Annotated in this window: 18 protein-coding genes; 15 read left to right on the top strand and 3 right to left on the bottom strand. The window is 41.5% G+C overall.

Features of this window, described 5'->3' with window-relative positions; translation table 11 throughout:
- Positions 1 to 23: 23 nt before the first annotated feature.
- Positions 24 to 479 carry a regulatory protein RecX gene (locus DWW52_RS06435; protein WP_118714640.1) on the top strand — a complete coding sequence of 152 codons (456 nt, stop codon included), beginning with the start codon at positions 24 to 26 and terminating at the stop codon, positions 477 to 479.
- Positions 480 to 481: 2 nt separating this feature from the next.
- Here the strand turns inward: DWW52_RS06435 and DWW52_RS06430 are convergent, their stop codons facing one another.
- Both DWW52_RS06430 and DWW52_RS06425 read right to left on the bottom strand, forming a co-directional pair.
- Positions 482 to 1,201: a Crp/Fnr family transcriptional regulator gene (locus tag DWW52_RS06430; RefSeq protein WP_118714639.1), complete on the bottom strand. Its 720-nt coding sequence runs from the start codon at positions 1,199 to 1,201 to the stop codon at positions 482 to 484.
- Between the two features lie 23 nt (positions 1,202 to 1,224).
- Entirely contained in the window at positions 1,225 to 2,805 is a 1,581-nt protein-coding gene (locus tag DWW52_RS06425) for an NAD+ synthase (RefSeq protein ID WP_118714638.1), read from the bottom strand.
- A 151-nt stretch (positions 2,806 to 2,956) separates the two neighbouring features.
- Here DWW52_RS06425 and DWW52_RS06420 point away from each other — a divergent pair, with 151 nt between their 5' ends.
- Positions 2,957 to 3,493 carry a 5-formyltetrahydrofolate cyclo-ligase gene (locus DWW52_RS06420; protein WP_118714637.1) on the top strand — a complete coding sequence of 179 codons (537 nt, stop codon included), beginning with the start codon at positions 2,957 to 2,959 and terminating at the stop codon, positions 3,491 to 3,493.
- Between the two features lie 51 nt (positions 3,494 to 3,544).
- Here DWW52_RS06420 and DWW52_RS06415 read toward each other — a convergent pair whose 3' ends face one another.
- Entirely contained in the window at positions 3,545 to 3,715 is a 171-nt protein-coding gene (locus DWW52_RS06415) for a DUF362 domain-containing protein (RefSeq protein ID WP_071595998.1), read from the bottom strand.
- Between the two features lie 371 nt (positions 3,716 to 4,086).
- On the opposite strand from DWW52_RS06415, the gene DWW52_RS06410 reads away from it, so the two are divergent.
- The 13 genes from DWW52_RS06410 (at position 4,087) to DWW52_RS06350 (ending at position 16,823) form a co-directional block, all read left to right on the top strand.
- Positions 4,087 to 4,656 carry a 50S ribosomal protein L25/general stress protein Ctc gene (locus tag DWW52_RS06410; RefSeq protein ID WP_118714636.1) on the top strand — a complete coding sequence of 190 codons (570 nt, stop codon included), beginning with the start codon at positions 4,087 to 4,089 and terminating at the stop codon, positions 4,654 to 4,656.
- A gap of 20 nt (positions 4,657 to 4,676) precedes the next feature.
- Positions 4,677 to 5,246: an aminoacyl-tRNA hydrolase gene (gene pth / locus DWW52_RS06405; RefSeq protein WP_118714635.1), complete on the top strand. Its 570-nt coding sequence runs from the start codon at positions 4,677 to 4,679 to the stop codon at positions 5,244 to 5,246.
- A 222-nt stretch (positions 5,247 to 5,468) separates the two neighbouring features.
- A complete protein-coding gene (locus tag DWW52_RS06400; protein WP_118714634.1) occupies positions 5,469 to 5,840 on the top strand; it encodes an RNA-binding S4 domain-containing protein in 372 nt (123 codons plus the stop codon).
- Between the two features lie 110 nt (positions 5,841 to 5,950).
- Positions 5,951 to 6,496, top strand: a complete 546-nt coding sequence (locus DWW52_RS06395; protein ID WP_118714633.1) for a DUF4924 family protein — start codon at positions 5,951 to 5,953, stop codon at positions 6,494 to 6,496.
- A 49-nt stretch (positions 6,497 to 6,545) separates the two neighbouring features.
- Positions 6,546 to 7,586, top strand: a complete 1,041-nt coding sequence (locus DWW52_RS06390) for a hypothetical protein (RefSeq protein ID WP_118714632.1) — start codon at positions 6,546 to 6,548, stop codon at positions 7,584 to 7,586.
- A 1-nt stretch (position 7,587) separates the two neighbouring features.
- A complete protein-coding gene (locus DWW52_RS06385; RefSeq protein ID WP_118714631.1) occupies positions 7,588 to 8,805 on the top strand; it encodes a pitrilysin family protein in 1,218 nt (405 codons plus the stop codon).
- A 9-nt stretch (positions 8,806 to 8,814) separates the two neighbouring features.
- Complete coding sequence (locus DWW52_RS06380) at positions 8,815 to 9,456, top strand: O-methyltransferase (RefSeq protein WP_118714630.1); 642 nt, start codon at positions 8,815 to 8,817, stop codon at positions 9,454 to 9,456.
- Between the two features lie 621 nt (positions 9,457 to 10,077).
- Positions 10,078 to 11,337 carry a hypothetical protein gene (locus DWW52_RS06375; protein ID WP_118714629.1) on the top strand — a complete coding sequence of 420 codons (1,260 nt, stop codon included), beginning with the start codon at positions 10,078 to 10,080 and terminating at the stop codon, positions 11,335 to 11,337.
- A gap of 54 nt (positions 11,338 to 11,391) precedes the next feature.
- Positions 11,392 to 11,580: a hypothetical protein gene (locus DWW52_RS06370; protein WP_118714628.1), complete on the top strand. Its 189-nt coding sequence runs from the start codon at positions 11,392 to 11,394 to the stop codon at positions 11,578 to 11,580.
- Positions 11,581 to 11,591: 11 nt separating this feature from the next.
- The gene (locus tag DWW52_RS06365) at positions 11,592 to 12,140 is read left to right on the top strand and encodes a hypothetical protein (RefSeq protein WP_118714627.1); all 549 of its coding nucleotides are present in this window, start codon (positions 11,592 to 11,594) and stop codon (positions 12,138 to 12,140) included.
- Between the two features lie 114 nt (positions 12,141 to 12,254).
- Positions 12,255 to 13,979: an O-antigen ligase family protein gene (locus DWW52_RS06360; RefSeq protein ID WP_118714626.1), complete on the top strand. Its 1,725-nt coding sequence runs from the start codon at positions 12,255 to 12,257 to the stop codon at positions 13,977 to 13,979.
- Between the two features lie 25 nt (positions 13,980 to 14,004).
- The gene (locus DWW52_RS06355) at positions 14,005 to 15,861 is read left to right on the top strand and encodes a hypothetical protein (RefSeq protein WP_118714625.1); all 1,857 of its coding nucleotides are present in this window, start codon (positions 14,005 to 14,007) and stop codon (positions 15,859 to 15,861) included.
- A 167-nt stretch (positions 15,862 to 16,028) separates the two neighbouring features.
- Positions 16,029 to 16,823, top strand: coding sequence for a thymidylate synthase (locus tag DWW52_RS06350; protein WP_118714624.1), 795 nt, complete (start codon positions 16,029 to 16,031; stop codon positions 16,821 to 16,823).
- Positions 16,824 to 16,884: the final 61 nt, after the last annotated feature.

The raw sequence follows: 16,884 nt of genomic DNA, 5'->3' as shown, positions 1-16,884 counted from the left end.
CTAAATTCTAAATTTTTTATATAGTGGATGCGAAGAAAGCTTTGAATATTATAGCGGGACAATGTAGCAAGAAGGAGTATTGCAGTTTTGACGTGATGACCAAATTGGCACGTTGGGAGTTAGCGGAGAAAGATATTGCCGCGATCATGGAGTTTCTGGTGAAGAATCGTTTCGTGGATGATCTTCGCTTTGCGGAAGCGTATGCCCGGGATAAACATCGTTTTAATCGTTGGGGAAAATTGAAGATAGGGCTGATGTTACGGCAGAAGCATATTGCTGATACTATTATCGACGAGGCTTTGGCTACTTTGCCGGAGGAGCAGAGCGATACGATCTGTCTGTCTTTATTGCAGCAAAAGAATAAAAGCTTGAAAGAGGATGATCTTTACAAGCGAAAAGCAAAGCTTTTCCGCTTTGCTTTGAGTCGTGGGTTTGATTACGAGACCATTAGTCGATGCGTTCGTCAGTTGTTGGGATGAATTTATCCCATGTCACTGACTTTTTCCAGCGCTTCCATGTTCGTGATCTTGATCTGTTTGCCCGAAAGTTCAAGAATTCCCTCCGAGGCAAAGTTGGATAAGGTACGGATAGCGTTGGAGGTTGTCATGTTCGAGAGATTGGCAATATCTTCCCGGGGAAGGCATATTTTCAACGTCATGTTATCGTCCTCGAAACCGTACGTGTCTTTTAGTACAAGCAGGGCTTCGGCCAGGCGACCGCGAATATGTTTCTGCGTGAGCGTAACCGTTCGGCGGTTCGAAAAACCGAGGTCGGTAGCGAGGGCACGGATCACGTTCATGGCGACATCCGAGTTACTGCGCACGATACCGAAAATCAATTCGGTCTTCATGATACAAACGATAGAATCTTCGAGGGCTTCGGCTGAAGCGATATGGATTTCCTCGGCGAAGAATGCCCGGTAACCGATGAAGCCGACGGGTTTTGCCATACGGACGATTTGTTCTCTTCCGGCAATTCCTTTTTTGGCAATTTTGGCTTTCCCGGTAATCAGACAAATCAACCCGAAAGGTTTGTTTCCCTCTTCGTAGATCAGGTCGCCTTTCCGGTACATCTTGCAGATGCTGGTTTGGCGAATAATACTTTTACTACTTTCGTCGAGCGTGGCGAAGAGGGAGTTGGGACTATCAATACAGATGTTACAATATTTTTCGTGTAACTCTTTGTCTTTTATCGTTCTCATAAGCTCTTTCTCTTATCCGTTGATTATAATTTAGCAGTAAGGGGCATCCGGCGTCCGCTGCCGAAAGCCTTTTTACTGATTTTGAGTATGGGTGGGCATTGCGCCCGTTTGTATTCGTTCCGATTCACCAGTCGAAGTGTTTTCTCCACGACTTCAGGGGCGTATCCTTTCCCGATAATTTCTCGTTGGGATTGATTTTCTTCAAGATACAGTTTCAATATGGCATCCAGCGTGTCGTAATCCGGTAGAGAATCCTGATCTTTTTGACCGGGGCGAAGTTCTGCCGAGGGAGCTTTCGTGATCGTGTTCTCCGGGATAATTTCCCGTTCCCGGTTGATGTAGCGGGATAATTTATACACGTCGGTTTTATACACGTCACCCAGCACGGACAGGGAGCCGCACAAGTCCCCGTAAAGGGTTCCGTAACCCACGGAGGCCTCGCTTTTGTTGGAGGTGTTTAACAGAATATGCCCGAATTTATTGGAAATCGCCATGACCAAACCTCCGCGGATACGGGCTTGTAGGTTCTCTTCGGCCACGTTGAACGGGGCGTCTTTGAAGACCGGGTGCAGGGTGTTGATATAGGCATCATATACTTCTTTTATAGGCAATGTCTCGTAAGCGATCCCTAGGTTTTTGGCCAGGTCAACGGCATCGGTCACGGAATGATCTGTTGAAAAATGCGAAGGCATCAGGATGCCGAGCACGTTTTCTTTACCCAGAGCCTCGGTTGCCAGAGCGGCAACAAGAGCCGAGTCGATACCGCCGGAAAGTCCGAGTACGGCTTTCGTGAACCCGTTTTTACGGAAAAAGTCTTTTATCCCTAAAATCAAGGCCTCGTGTATGAGAGCGATGGTTTCCGGTTTATTCTCTTTCACTGCAGGGGCATTCATTAACCTGTCCGTGTCAATCAGGATAAAATCTTCCTTGAAGGCGGCCAACTTATGCGTTAAAATCCCTTTCCCGTTAAATACCATGGAATTTCCGTCAAAAATCAAGGAGGTGTTCGCACCCACGTGATTAATCGAGATGAGAGGACATTTTTGCTTGTGGGCAATGTATGATAAGCTTTCTTTCCGGTACGCGTAACTTTCCGTGGTGAAAGGCGTGGAGCCGACGTGAACGATAAAAGAGTCTGTCTTCTCGATCATGTTGGATTCGTATTCATCAAAAATGACACGGATGTTCTGGTTCCTGTAGCGTAAGGGAGTATTTGATGCTCCCGGAATAAAGTACCGACTCTCGTCGAAAATGTCGTAATCGCTTAAAATGGTCTTGTTGACACCGCCCCGGACTTCCCCGTCGTAGATGAAAAACATGGCGTTCATTAATATCCCGTCTTCCAGATCCAGGTTCGGGCAACCGATTAGAGCCGATATGTTGTGACATTGTTCGGCTATTTGCTCGATGCTCATGCGACACTCGTTTATGAAATATTCTTTGTCGAAAAGGTCTTGGGGATAAGCCCCGCAGATCGCGTGTTCCGGGAATAGAACAAGTTCCGCTTTCATGGCTTTGGCCTTTTTAATGGCGGCTATAATGAGATCCTTGTTTCCGGAAATGTCACCGATGTGATAGTTGATTTGAGGTATCGCTATTTTCATAATCCTGCACGTTGTTTCCCCTGTCGGGAATGGTTGATTGCAAGCTGCAAAATATAATTGATAACTCTTTGGCAGCTTGCTTTGTTTATTGGCGCAAAAGTACGAATTTTGCAGAAAATAATGAATAAATATTCAGGGAAGTTTATAGATTATGGATAAAAAAGAATTACGGAAACAGATTAAGGCTTTGAAAAACCAGTATTCGCTGGAACAGAAAATAGAAATGTCCCGCCCGTTGTGGGAGGAGCTTGAGCGGAAAGCGATCTTTCAGGATGCCCGTACCGTGTTGCTTTACTGGTCTATGGATGACGAGGTATTCACGCATGATTACGTGTGTAAATGGGCAGGGGAGAAGACGGTTCTGTTGCCTTGCGTGAAAGGTGACGTGTTGGAATTGCGGGTGTTCACCGGGATGGAATCCCTACAACCGGGGGAGGCTTTCGGTATATTGGAGCCTGTCGGGGAACTATACACGGATTACGATGCTATTGATTTGATCGTGGTGCCGGGTGTGGCCTTTGATCACCGGGGAAATCGCTTAGGCCGGGGCCGGGGATATTATGACAAGATCCTGAAAGAAACTCGTGTTGCCCGAAAGGTGGGAATCTGTTTCGGGTTTCAACTCGTGGAGGAGGTCCCGGTGGATGAACTGGATGTCCGGATGGATCTCGTGATTTCCGGGAAATAAAAAAAGAGACTGTCGGTTGAACAGTCTCTTTATTTTTCTTTTTTATGATGATTAAGCTTCTTTCGGAGCTCCAACAGGACATACACCAGCGCAAGCCCCGCATGAGATACATTCATCAGCATTAATTTGGTAGTGATCATCACCCATAGAGATTGCTCCTACCGGGCACTCTGATTCACATGCTCCACAAGAAATACAATCATCAGATATTACGTAAGCCATTTCTAATAAAATTTGTTTGTTAATAATGACGCAAAAATAAGACCTATAATTGAAACAAAAAACTTTTTCGAAATAAAAAGGGTTGTCAGCTGTGAAAATAGGTCATTGAAATAAAGCGATATTCGAGATTTAGGTGTTGATTTTCAGGCTGTTGTTTTGAGTGTTGTACTTCGACGTGTAAATGCTTATTTATATTGATTGTAAACTTGAGAAAAGGAGAAAAGTATTGTGATTCTGGTAATTTGTTTTTACCTTTGCGGCTCATTTTAGTACGGGGATATAAAATTAAAACCGTGTGATGGGAATACAGACGTGGCTTAAAACCCCGGGGCATCAGTCTGGATTTGAGTAACACAAGCAATTTAAGTATTATGCAAGTATTTGAATTAAAAGGAGAAGTAAGAAACGACTTGGGCAAAAAAGCAACTAAGGCTGTAAGACGTGAAGAAAAAGTTCCGTGTGTTCTTTATGGTGGAGAAGCAAATGTTCATTTTGCTGTTCTTGAAAGAGATTTGAAGAAACTTCTTTATACTCCTAATGTTTACTTGGTAAATTTGAATCTTGACAGTAACGCTTATAGCGCCGTGATGAGAGATATTCAATTTCACCCGGTAACAGACAGAGCGTTACATATTGATTTTTACCAGACTTCAGAGGATAAACCTGTTGCCATGGAAATTCCTGTTCGGGTTACCGGTTTTGCTGCCGGAGTTCAAGCCGGAGGTAAATTGGCTCTTATTACCCGTAAACTGAAAGTAAAAGCTCTTCCGAAAGACATGCCGGATGAAATAGTTGTTGATGTTACTTCTTTGGGTGTTGGTAAGGCTATCAAAGTACAGGATGTTCACGTGGAAGGTGTTGAGTTGTTGAATGCCAAGAGCGTTGTGGTTGCTCAGGTTAAATTGACTAGAGCTGCCAGAGCTGCACAAAACGCTCAATAGTAGATTGAAAAAATAGACAGATGAAATATCTTATTGTGGGATTGGGCAATATAGGTCCCGAATACCAGAATACACGACATAACATCGGATTTAAAGTATTGGACGCCTTCGCAAAGGCGTCCAATACTGTTTTTGAAGATATGCGTTACGGGGCAGTGGCTACCGTGAAACTGAAAGGTCGTACTTTAATTTTGTTGAAGCCGAACACGTATATGAATCTTAGCGGTAAAGCCGTCAGCTACTGGATGCAGAAAGAAAAGATCGAGTTGTCCAATCTTTTTGTCGTGGTGGATGACCTGGCGTTGCCTTTCGGAACGATACGTTTGAGAAGCAAAGGGAGTGACGGCGGACATAACGGTTTGAAAAGTATCAACCAGTTGTTGGGAACACAGGATTATACCCGTTTACGTTTCGGCATCGGGAATGAATTTCCCAAGGGGAAGCAGGTGGATTACGTGCTGGGAGAATGGGGACCTGATGAAGAAGAGCGTTTTCCCGCCATGTTGAAACATTGTGGCGAGGTGATCGAGAATTTCGTGTTTATCGGGGTCGATAAGACGATGAGCCTGTGTAATAATTTACGATTTTAGATGTTATTGATTTCTTGATTAATGATTTCCGATGAAGTGATTCGGCAGCAAAGCTGCCGTTGACAAAGCGCCCGCAGGGGTCCATGGACTTTATGAACTTTAAGAGCCAAAGGCTCAACTTTATGGACCTTATGGACTTTATAGACTAAAGTGCAGCGTTTCTGTTTTGTTGTTTAAGGAATAAGTATTAGCTTTGAAATCATAATAGTAAAAAAATAGACGGTGGAAAAAGTTAGGGTAGATAAATGGTTATGGGCTGTCCGGATTTTTAAAACTCGGTCGTTAGCAGCAGAGGCTTGCGGAAAAGGTCATGTGTCTATCGGGGATGTACACGTGAAAGCCTCTCGTGAAGTAAAAGTCGGTGATATCGTGAAAGTCCGGGTCCCGCCGATAGAACGAGAATATGTTGTGAAGCAGATCACCGATAAACGGATGTCTGCACAATTGGCCGTGGATTTCGTGGAAGAGGTTACCCCGCAAGAGAAACTGGATATCCTTCGGGGAACTTTCATGCAGTTCGAAAGTCGGGATCGAGGCACGGGAAGACCGACCAAGCGAGACCGGAGGTTGATTGATAAACTTAAAGAAATCTAGAACAAGTCGATTTTGTGATTGCCGATTGAATAATTCGGTGATTATAAAAGAGCATGAGAATTGTGTGAGGAAATCACTTGATCTGAAATCATAAATCTAAAATCATAAATATGTTGATCGCGCGTGAAAAGAGAAAGAGCAATGTGGCCGAATATATCCTGTATATGTGGCAAGTAGAGGATATGTTGAGAGCGATGCGGATGGATATTCAATTGGTGAATCAGAACGTGGTAAGCCAGTTTCAGGTGGAGGACGATACCCGGAAAGAGATCAGTGATTGGTATGACAACCTGATCGAGATGATGCGGAAAGAAGAAGTGGTGAAGAGCGGGCACGTGCAGGTTGTCAAGAATATGGTGAATGAGTTGACGGAGTTGCATTTCCATTTGCTGCATAACGTGCAGGATATGAAATACAAGCAGTTGTTCTTTATGGCCGCTAACAATTTGCTGGATTATCGCCGGAAAGCTAACCTGCCGGAAGATGTTTCCGACGTGGAATTAGCCTTTCATGCTCTTTATGGGCATTTAATGTTGCGATTACAGAAAAAAGAGATAAATTCGCAAACGACAATGGCGATGGAAACATTTAGCCGGATGATCGCTTATCTCGCGGTCCGGTACAAAGAAGTGGAGGAAAACGAAGAGATCGGATAATTGGCGATTGAGAGAGGAAACGGGTTTAGGATGGATTAAATCGATAAAGATGAAAAGTATTTTATTTTTGGCAATAGCTGTTTTATTAGGAGTGAACGTGTGGGCGGAAGAAGGATCGAAGGAGTTCAAGAAGAGTTTCCCGGCAGCCTCGTTCAACGAGTTGACGGTCACGAATCGTTACGGGAACATAGATGTCCGGCAAGAAGGGGACGAGTTTGCGATAACGGCTTCCGTGTGGGTAGAGGCTAAAACAAAAGCCAAAGTTGACGAGATTCTGGAATATATCTCAATTACAGCCAAGGAACAGGGGGGCGTTCTGAACGTGGAGACGCTATTCCGGAAAGATATGAGCCTGCGTCAAATGTTTGCCGGGGTGACAGTTAGTATAGATTATCATATTAAAGTGCCTAGAGGGAAAAAGGTTCGTTTGGTAAGTACTGATGGCGGGGTCTCGACTTCGGATTTCACGGGAGATTTGAGCGTGGAGATCGTGTCCGGTAACTTCAAGGCGAATTCCGTGACCGGGGGCGAATTCTCGGTAAAGCAGAATAAAGGGGAATTCGAGGTGGAAAAAGTGGAAAAAATGAACGCCGAGTTCAAGTCTTGCAAGGTGAAAATCGGGGAGGGGACAGACATGAAGCTGGATTGTACCTCGACGACATTGCAATTAATGGAGGCCGACAATCTTTCCTTGAAAACTTCCGGGGGGACTTGTTACCTGGGTTTGATCGAGAACTTGGACGGGAATTCTTTTTACACGAAATACGACGTGCAGGATGTCGGTGGGTCGATCCGGATGGATATGCGCTGGGGTGAATTGAACGTGCGTAACATTAATTTCTCGTTTTCTTCGGTTGACGTGAAAGGTTCTTCAACGAAAGTCGGGTTGACCTTCATGGAGGGATGCGGTTACACGCTGGAAATCGCTCGTAATAAGAATCTGAAAGTTGAATTACCCCAGGGAGTAACCTTGGAGAGTAAGCCGACTACGGATAAGAATACCGTGTTGGAGACCGGGTTTATCGGGGATAAAAAATACGCGGGAAAAGTGAATTTGAATTTGTCGGGAGGGAGTCTTTTTATTCAATAAAATGTATCAAACACACATATTTGCTAATGGGTTAAGACTAATCCATAATTATGTTCCGAATAAAGCCGCTTATTGCGGTTTGATTATAAACGTGGGGAGTCGGGATGAGCGAGAAGATGAGCTGGGAATGGCTCATTTTATCGAACACGTCATTTTTAAAGGTACCGAGAAGCGTAAAGCCTATCATATATTAAGCCGTTTGGAGGATGTCGGGGGAGAGTTGAATGCTTACACCACGAAAGAGGATACCTGCGTGTACGCGACATTCATGGCGAAAGATTACGAGCGGGCGTTGGAGTTATTTGCTGATATTGTTTTTCATTCTGTTTTCCCGGAAAAGGAGATCGAGAAGGAGAAGGATGTCGTGCTGGACGAGATCAACTCGTACAAGGATAATCCGGGCGAGTTGATATTTGACGATTTCGAGGAATTGATTTATTCGGGTTACCCGATCGGTCGGAATATCCTCGGCGATGAGCCTTCCGTGGAACGGATTTCACGAGATATGGTGCTGGATTTCGTGAGACGGAATTATTTCCCGAATCGCATGGTGATCAGCTCGGTGGGTGATATCCCGTTTGAGAAATTGGTGCGTTTGGTCGAGAAATATTTTTCGCCTTATGCAAGCGGAACCCCCTTGCGAACCCGGATCAAACCGGAGATTTACACTCCCCGTTTCGTGGAGTTGGACAGGGAGACCCACCAGAGTCATTGTATTATCGGGAATATCGCTTATGATTACACGGAGGACAACCGTTTGGCCTTGTCGTTGCTGATGAATTTACTCGGGGGGACGGGCATGAATTCCCGGTTAAACCTGAACATCCGCGAAAAATACGGGTTGGCTTATAATATCGAGGCATCCTACACGCCTTACTCGGACACGGGGGTGTCGATGATTTATTTCGGTTGTGACCCGGAGAATGTCGAGTGGTGCCTGAACCTGTGTAAAAAGGAGATGCGCGCCCTCTACGAGGAGAAGTTGGGCCCGGTGCAATTGAAGCGAGCGAAGGCGCAAATGGTGGGGCAGTTGGCGATTTCGTCCGAGAACTATGAGAATTTGATGTTGTCGATCGGGAAAAGTTTCTTGATTTATGACAAGGTGGATAGTTTGGAGGACATATACACGCAGGTCGAGGAGATTACCCCGGAACTGCTAGTCAAGGTGGCCAAGGAGGTATTTGACCTGGAAAAACAGTCTGTATTACTTTATAAATAAACGTTGGGTATGCTGGAATTGAATCCTGAGTTGGAACGATATATCGAGGCTCATAGCGAACCGGAGAGTGACGTGTTGGTCGAGTTGTCGCGGGAAACGCATCTGAACGTGTTGCGCCCGCGGATGTTGTCCGGGAATTTGCAGGGACAATTTCTCCGGATGATTTGTCAGATGATCGGGACCCGGCGAGTGTTGGAGATCGGGACGTATACCGGATACGCCGCGATCGCTATGGCCTCCGGCATGGGGGAAGACGGTGTTCTGCACACGATAGATGTAAATGACGAACTGGAAGATTTTACCCGGCGTTATATCGGGAAGAGTGGTTTGCAGGAGCGAATCGTTTTTCACGTGGGGGATGCTTGCGAGATTATACCCCGTCTGGACGAAATGTTTGATCTGGTCTTTATTGATGCGGATAAACGGGAATATTCCGAATATTATCGTCTGGTATTTGATAAGGTACGTTCTGGTGGGATTATTATCGCGGATGACGTGTTGTGGGATGGCAAGGTGGCAGATCCGCAAGTGAAGTTGGACGCTCAAACCAAAGGAATCCTGGATTTCAATGATATGGTGCAGGCCGATCAACGGGTAACAAATTTATTACTTCCCGTTCGACACGGTTTGATGATCGTGCGGAAAAAATAAAAACAAAGTTTTTGGTATCATTCACTGATGCCTGTACGAGAGCCATGCTCTCTCTCTGGCAAAACAATCTTTCCAACAGACTATTGCCCTGTTGTTGCCACACTATTAGGCGGGTTCGCCTACACCTAGCCGCCACTTAGCCGCCACCTAACCGCCATATTAACGGGCTTTATTCTTTTTTAACGCTGTCGAATTTTAGATTTTGTATGAAAATTGTGAGCTTGTCGGGTGGTCTCCCGGATACAACGGGATATTTTAAGGCAGGCGTTAGGAGTGATATGGTATGCTACAATCATTTAATAGCTTGTGTTTTTTTAAAGAATAATTGTTGAATCGAGGCCAAGGCTTGAACTTGAAATCACTTGATAAATAAATTGAGTAGATTGAAACGGATAAAATGAAATTTTGATATAATCAAGTTTTAAGAAAATTCAAAATGCTTGTTTTATAATTAGAATATACGTGAATTATGAGGAAATAATAAATAGTTATATATCAATGTTGGTGAGTTGTATGAAAATATGGCTATATACGTTGAAAGTGGAATGAAATTTTAGATATTTTTTGTGGATGTATTCCTTGATTATGTTATTTTTGTGTATTGCTTAAATAACAAATATTATGAAAAAAAGATTATTGCTATGTTTTAGTTTTGCTGTTTTCATGTTATTCTCTTTTGTCCGTTGCTCTCAAGATATTCTTGACATGGTGGATGATCTGGGAGTTTTCACGAAAGAAGCGAGACTATTTTTCGAACAAAATGCAACGGACATTCAAACAGTCCGTGTTGGGAAACAGAAGGAGGGCTTAGCAAGGAGTATGGCGTTGTCCTCTCGTGTAATCACTCCAAATTGGGAAGAGGGACAATGTGTTAGGCGTGGAGCTATTTCTTCGCTGGAAGTTCCGTTAACCGGGGACGTGTACGTGAAAAGTTATTATTCTCGTGTCCAAGATGGGGTGCGTCAAGGGGGGCTTTCGAATGTGGAGACGAAATTAATCATCCAAAAACATGATGAATTGGAAGAAATGCGTAGTTTTGTGGTGACTATCATTACAGATAGAAGATACGAAATCATGCACGCGCAATCTTCGCAGACATGTAGCTTTTTGAGTCCAAAAGAGTTCTCCGGTTTGATGATCGTTTCCGATCTTGAGGGGAATTGCCTTGATGCTTTCCAATTCACGGAAGGCAGGCAACAACGTGTCGCACTGGCAAGGGCATCGGGAATGGAGGAAAAAGATATTGATCCGGCAAGCGTTTCAAGCACGTTCACCCTGATGGACGCGAACAGTGCGGGAATTTACACGAGATCGGGAGAAGCTGGAGGATGGACTCCTGTTCCCCCGGGAGATATTCCGGAGGTAACGGTTACTTATTGCCCCAAATGTCATTTGCCCATAGATCAATGTCGTGGTCATAGTGTTACTCCGCCTCCTGTTATTCCTCCTGTACAATGGTATTGCCCGAAATGCGGTAGTTCCGTTTGCCCGGGGAATTGCCAAACTGGAACTGGTGGAGGAAGTGCACCATCAAGTGATTATAGGGGAGCTCTCTCCAAGAGAATTTTCTCTAATAAATCAAACTTGACAAAAGAGCAATGGGAGAAAGTTGAAAAAATGTTAGATAGTATCAACCATGATTGTATGGGTGGAAGACTTGTTGGAGCTTTAAACGGTAACAATATTCAACTAATTTATGATAGTAGTTTGAAATCTCTCGGACGATTAGATCATGATACAAAACAATTTAGGGTAAAGAGTTTTGGCGATATTAATATGCTAGAAGTAACCATATTACATGAATTATTTCATACTCAACAAACCCCTAATCCCCAAGGAAAATTAAATTTGGAGATAGAGGCTCATTTAATTACATATTGATATGCTTTAAGGACAAATAGAATAGAATTACCTAGTAATTCAATAACGATGGCTATGATGGTATTGAATGAAGAATTAGACATTCGTTATATTCCTAAAGAAAGCGGACTCGATGTTACATATGATTATGTGATTGATGAGATGAGAAAGAACTCCACCTATAATGCTAAAGATTATCCGGAATCATCTTCAGCAAGAACATTTGGTACAGCTAACAAACTATCCGAAGATTGCAAAAATTAAATTAGAGAATTATGAAATCATTATTGTTATTATTATTATTGTCGATGTTGGCGATTGTAAGATTAGATGCGCAAGAGTTGTATCATCCAGGTGATACAACTAAAGGAAAAAACGCCAGTTATTATTGCATGGATGTTATGCCTAATCGTATAATTAGAGTGAGAAATATTCAAAACAAGGACACGCTCTCGAACATGTATTTTGAAGATGGTAGCATGGTTCCGTTGGATAGATGGTTGGGAAGCACTCGTAATTACGAGTATAGTGAATTTGTACAAGCATTTAAGGATGCTTTAACGTTGCAGGAGTTGAATCAATTAAAAACTGTACGGGGATCATTGAGTGTAAACGTGCTAGTAGATAAAGCAGGTAATGCCCTAGAATTGGATTTCGTGTTTCGCAAAGATAATCCTGTTTTATCAAAATTTGCCCCTGACAGGTTGTTTCAACTGGAAACTAAGTTTAAGAAGATATTAAAATTGAATATATCCGAATCCGATCGCAAGATTAAAAATCTCAAATTTATGGTTGTCATTACTTTTATGAAAGATTTAAAGTGATATAGGAAAATATCTATCACGAGTAATGTTGCTCGTGGTAGATATAAATATGAAATTGAATAAAAAATATACTCATCCACGGAATACCATTGATACTTCTAAATTCCTTTTTAGATGGAAAATATCCCCCATAATTATTTGAATTACACGCTCTCTGTTGTACTCGGGTGTATGTTGGCATTCCTGCCGGTTATTTCTAGCAACTTTAGTGATTTGGACGGGGTGATACCGATATTCTTGACCAGTTTAATATGTTCTACGATATTTATATACTGGTTGTGCTACAAAGGTTTTAAAAATACCAAGTTGAAGATAAATATCGTGGATGTCTGTTTTGCTTTATATATATGTTATGGAGTTTTAAGGATGATGGTTTCGGACGTAATATTTAACCCGGTGATTGTATGTGAGTGGTTCGGGTTGGTTATTATATATGTTTTGGTTAGGTTACTTGAATATAAATTTCTACGGGTGCTATATGTGTCCTTGTTGTTGGGAGGGACGATACAGGCTGTTATTGGAGTGCTTCAATATGTCAATTTACTGGAGTCAAATCATGTAATCTTTAAAATAACGGGAAGTTTTTCAAACCCGGGGCATTACGGTGGTTTCCTCGCTTTATCTATTGTTGTAGGGCTTTTCATGTGGAGAGCAAAACAATATTCTATCACTAAAGGAAATATATTCTTTCCATGTATTCTATTCATTCAAATTGTTGCTCTACTCTTGTCTGATTCAAGAGCGGCCTGGTTAGCAGTAATCGTACCGATTTGTCTTTTATTCGCAAATAATTATTTCAATCGCCCTTTTTATCGACATTGGTACATTAAATTATCGTTTTGCATCTTAATCATCGTTATGATGATCTCTTTATATTATTATAAAAAAGCATCAGCCGATGTACGGGTATTAACGTGGAATTCGAGCCTGTTCATGATAAAAGATGCCCCGGTGTTCGGGCATGGAATAGGGAGTTTTGCCGCTAATTATATGCCTTGTCAAGCATGTTATTTAGATGAGCATGTTGGGGGAAATGAGGCGTTAATTGCGGATAATAACATGCTTGCATTTAACGAATTCATTCATGTTAGTTGTGAACAAGGTCTTGTCGGTTTACTTTTGTTTAGCGGATTGCTCATTTATGCGTTTCGTGGTACGGACAATATAAAACACGGGCTTGTGGCCCGCCTAGGCTTGATCACTTTATTCGTATTCGCTCTGTTTTCTTATCCATCCTCCATTTTTCCAATAAAAGTATGTTTTCCGGTGTTTATAGGCATTTTAGGAAAAGATAGAAAACCATTCATTGAATTCATCTTGAAAAAGTCGACAACGATTTTATTACTGGGAGTAGTCGGTTTCGGGATTTTTTTTAATGTAAAATCTTACCAGATGTATAATCATGCATACAACTCTTTAAAAAATGGTGATTATATCCGGGATAACTCGAAAGATTATTCATTTATGAGGCATAACAAAAACTTTCTTTATCTATTAAGTGAGCAATATTTAAAACACGATCAAATAAACGCATCCCTGCAAGCTAAAAAATTGTTATTAAATATTGCCCCGACTTCTTCTCTTTTATGTGATTTAGGAATGATTTACCTGTACAAGCAAGAGCTTGATTCGGCTCGTGATTGTTTTTTGTATGCTAAAAAAATGACTCCTAATCATATATCTCCAACGTACGGGTTGTTGCTCGTGAATAAAGCAGAAGGAAATAGGGAAGAATGTACAAGATTGAGCAAAGAGATTATTTCTATGCCCGTGCGTGTTGTCAATAACGTGGTTCTAAAAGCTAGAAAGGAAGCACGAGAATATATACAAAAACAATAATAACAAGTTTTGAAAAACGAGAGCTATGAAACGATATTATTTGCATGAAATTCTCTTTTGTTATATACTTATCACGATAATGAATTGTTGTACATTTACCCCATCCAAATTGGAAGAAGCTCTTGTGTTGAGCGGGGAGAACAGGTGTGAACTGGAAAAAGTACTAAAGCACTATTCAGCATGTGATGATAGTTTAAAATTGAAAGCCGCGGAATTCCTTATCGAGAATATGCCGGGACATTACACGTTAAGAGGTAAAACTATAGATCATTATCGAGAAATAATTGATAAAGATTCTATCAGTTCTTATTACTATAAAAAAATATTGGATATTAGTTTATCTCATTTTGTATCTTCGGGTGAAGATTCCCAGATTCAAGAAGATTTACGCTATATCACGTCGGATTTTCTAATCCGTCATATAGATTTGTCATTCGAGTTACTATATAAATATTCGTGGCTCGACATGATCGCTTTTGATGAATTCTTGGAGTATGTTTTGCCATACCGTTTTGAGAATGAACGACTGGATCTTTGGCGAGATTCCCTGCACGTTTACGCTTCTAACATGCCATCGGAAAAGGTAGGAGACTATTTTACCAATTCTTTATCCGGATTGATAGCTAAATTCAAGTTGAAAGAGTCGACACAAATGAATCTCCAAATAAGACGTACTTTATTGGATATCAATTCTCTTGGTGATTGCTATTTGAATGCGCAAAATAATTTGTTTGAACAACGGTCGTTAGGTATTCCTGCCATGATCGATTACATCCCATGTTATGCGAACAGGAATGGTTATCATTATTGGTGTAATGAACCATCTGTTCTATTCAATAAAAATCATTTAGAACTTGTTTTTGATCGAAAACCTGGTAAAATATATCGGAAAACATTTTTAAAAAATAAGATTATCAAGCCCAAGGGCGATGAGTATATTCCTGAATTCTTTTGCGATCCTTTTAAAAAAGATGTTACTGATTTGTACTGCCCGACCGTGGATTTAGAAGTGGAGGCAAACAAAATGATTCGTGATTCTCCTGTGCATGTTTATTTAAGCGTATTCAACAATCTATCATGGAAATCCATAGCTATAGGAGAAGTTAAGAATGAAAATGCGTGTTTCCCAAAAATGACACGCAATACGGTGTATTTGCCAATTTATTACAGGACTAAAGATAACATACAGGCATATAATTACCCGTTTATTCTAAATTTTAAAGGAGAAAAAGAATATTTGATTCCGGATACCGGGAAAATACAAAAAATACGTTTGTTTAGAAAGAACCCTCAGAATTATAATAGCGTGGTTTTCTATTTCAAGAGGTTGAAAAAATGTTTTGTTAAAGGCTCTTCTACCCAAGCGTTTAATGATGCCGATACTGTTTTTCAATTTGCACAAACACCTTTGCAAGAGATTATTTCGGTCAACAATCTAAAAGATAAAACATATCAATGGTATAAAATATATTCTCCGGAACAAAGTCATATTGCCGAGATTTATTTCTATGATGAAAACGGAAACCTACTACAAGCTAAGGTCGATGAACAATATAGCATGTTGCTTGATGATGATCCGTTAACTTTTACCGTTCTTAATGAATTTAACCCTTTGGTTATAAACTTTGGGCATCCCGTAAAGTTGTCTAAGTTAGTTTGTTTGCCCAGGTCTGATGGTAATGGAATTTACCCGGATAATACTTATGAATTATTTTACTTTGATCTGGATGGCTGGAAATCATTGGGGATGAAAATGTCTAATGATTTTTACCTGGAATATGATAATGTTTCGTCTAATGCATTATACTGGCTTAGAAATTGGACGACAGGTGTTGAAGAACGGATATTCACTTATCAAAATGGTGTACAGAAATTTTGGTAATCGAGGAAATCTTGAAATGATTTCCTTGAAGCCCAATTATGCTTAAAAAAATCATGGAATGAATTCAAAACAGCTTCTAAAATCTAAAATTAAAACGGTATCTTTGTCCTATAAACAAATTGAGCGTTGAATCATTTTCAATTTTCAATTTTCAATTTTCAATTGTTATGAGGCAATATTTGGATTTACTGGATAGGATAATGAAAGAGGGAACCGTGAAAGAGGATCGCACGGGGACGGGCACGATTAGCGTGTTCGGGCATCAGATGCGGTTTAATCTGGAAGAGGGATTTCCCTTGTTGACCACGAAGAAATTGCATTTGAAATCAATTATATATGAATTGTTGTGGTTCCTGAACGGGGATACGAACGTGAAATATTTGCAGGATCATGGCGTGAGTATCTGGAACGAGTGGGCGGATGAGGCAGGTGATCTGGGACATATCTATGGTTATCAGTGGCGTTCATGGCCCAAGGCGGACGGGACGTTTCTGGATCAGATTTCACAGGTCGAGCATGATATCAAGCATAGTCCGAATTCCCGTCGATTGATCGTGAGTGCGTGGAATGCCGGAGATATTGAAAACATGGCTTTGCCTCCATGCCACGCGTTATTTCAATTTTATGTGGCAAACGGGAAGTTGTCTTGCCAGCTTTACCAGCGTAGTGCCGATACTTTCTTGGGGGTTCCGTTTAATATCGCCTCGTATGCCTTGTTGACCCTGATGATGGCCCAAGTGTGCGGGTTGAAACCCGGAGAGTTTGTACACACGTTGGGGGATACGCATATTTATTTGAATCACATGGAACAGGTGAAGTTGCAATTATCACGAGAACCTCGTCCTCTACCCCGGATGGAGATTAACCCGGAGGTGAAGAGTATTTTCGATTTCAAGTATGAAGATTTCACCTTGTGTGATTATACCCCCCATCCGCATATAAAGGGGGCGATATCCGTGTAAGTTAAAAGCTAAAAAATAAAAGATGAATAGATTCAGAGATTGTTGTTTCAATGATTGGGTG

This window comes from Odoribacter sp. AF15-53, assembly GCF_003479425.1.
Taxonomy (GTDB): domain Bacteria; phylum Bacteroidota; class Bacteroidia; order Bacteroidales; family Marinifilaceae; genus Butyricimonas.
This window is presented reverse-complemented; position numbering and strand designations above follow the sequence as displayed.

What these genes read in the sequence shown, in the direction of transcription:
- DWW52_RS06385 (WP_118714631.1), top strand. Translation starts at nt 7,588, where the DNA reads ATGTATCAAACACACATATTTGCTAATGGGTTAAGACTAATCCATAAT.
- DWW52_RS06350 (WP_118714624.1), top strand. Translation starts at nt 16,029, where the DNA reads ATGAGGCAATATTTGGATTTACTGGATAGGATAATGAAAGAGGGAACC.
- DWW52_RS06425 (WP_118714638.1), bottom strand. Translation starts at nt 2,805, where the DNA reads ATGAAAATAGCGATACCTCAAATCAACTATCACATCGGTGACATTTCC.
- DWW52_RS06360 (WP_118714626.1), top strand. Translation starts at nt 12,255, where the DNA reads ATGGAAAATATCCCCCATAATTATTTGAATTACACGCTCTCTGTTGTA.
- DWW52_RS06430 (WP_118714639.1), bottom strand. Translation starts at nt 1,201, where the DNA reads ATGAGAACGATAAAAGACAAAGAGTTACACGAAAAATATTGTAACATC.
- DWW52_RS06375 (WP_118714629.1), top strand. Translation starts at nt 10,078, where the DNA reads ATGAAAAAAAGATTATTGCTATGTTTTAGTTTTGCTGTTTTCATGTTA.
- pth (WP_118714635.1), top strand. Translation starts at nt 4,677, where the DNA reads ATGAAATATCTTATTGTGGGATTGGGCAATATAGGTCCCGAATACCAG.
- DWW52_RS06370 (WP_118714628.1), top strand. Translation starts at nt 11,392, where the DNA reads ATGATGGTATTGAATGAAGAATTAGACATTCGTTATATTCCTAAAGAA.
- DWW52_RS06410 (WP_118714636.1), top strand. Translation starts at nt 4,087, where the DNA reads ATGCAAGTATTTGAATTAAAAGGAGAAGTAAGAAACGACTTGGGCAAA.
- DWW52_RS06390 (WP_118714632.1), top strand. Translation starts at nt 6,546, where the DNA reads ATGAAAAGTATTTTATTTTTGGCAATAGCTGTTTTATTAGGAGTGAAC.
- DWW52_RS06355 (WP_118714625.1), top strand. Translation starts at nt 14,005, where the DNA reads ATGAAACGATATTATTTGCATGAAATTCTCTTTTGTTATATACTTATC.
- DWW52_RS06380 (WP_118714630.1), top strand. Translation starts at nt 8,815, where the DNA reads ATGCTGGAATTGAATCCTGAGTTGGAACGATATATCGAGGCTCATAGC.
- DWW52_RS06415 (WP_071595998.1), bottom strand. Translation starts at nt 3,715, where the DNA reads ATGGCTTACGTAATATCTGATGATTGTATTTCTTGTGGAGCATGTGAA.
- DWW52_RS06365 (WP_118714627.1), top strand. Translation starts at nt 11,592, where the DNA reads ATGAAATCATTATTGTTATTATTATTATTGTCGATGTTGGCGATTGTA.
- DWW52_RS06395 (WP_118714633.1), top strand. Translation starts at nt 5,951, where the DNA reads ATGTTGATCGCGCGTGAAAAGAGAAAGAGCAATGTGGCCGAATATATC.
- DWW52_RS06420 (WP_118714637.1), top strand. Translation starts at nt 2,957, where the DNA reads ATGGATAAAAAAGAATTACGGAAACAGATTAAGGCTTTGAAAAACCAG.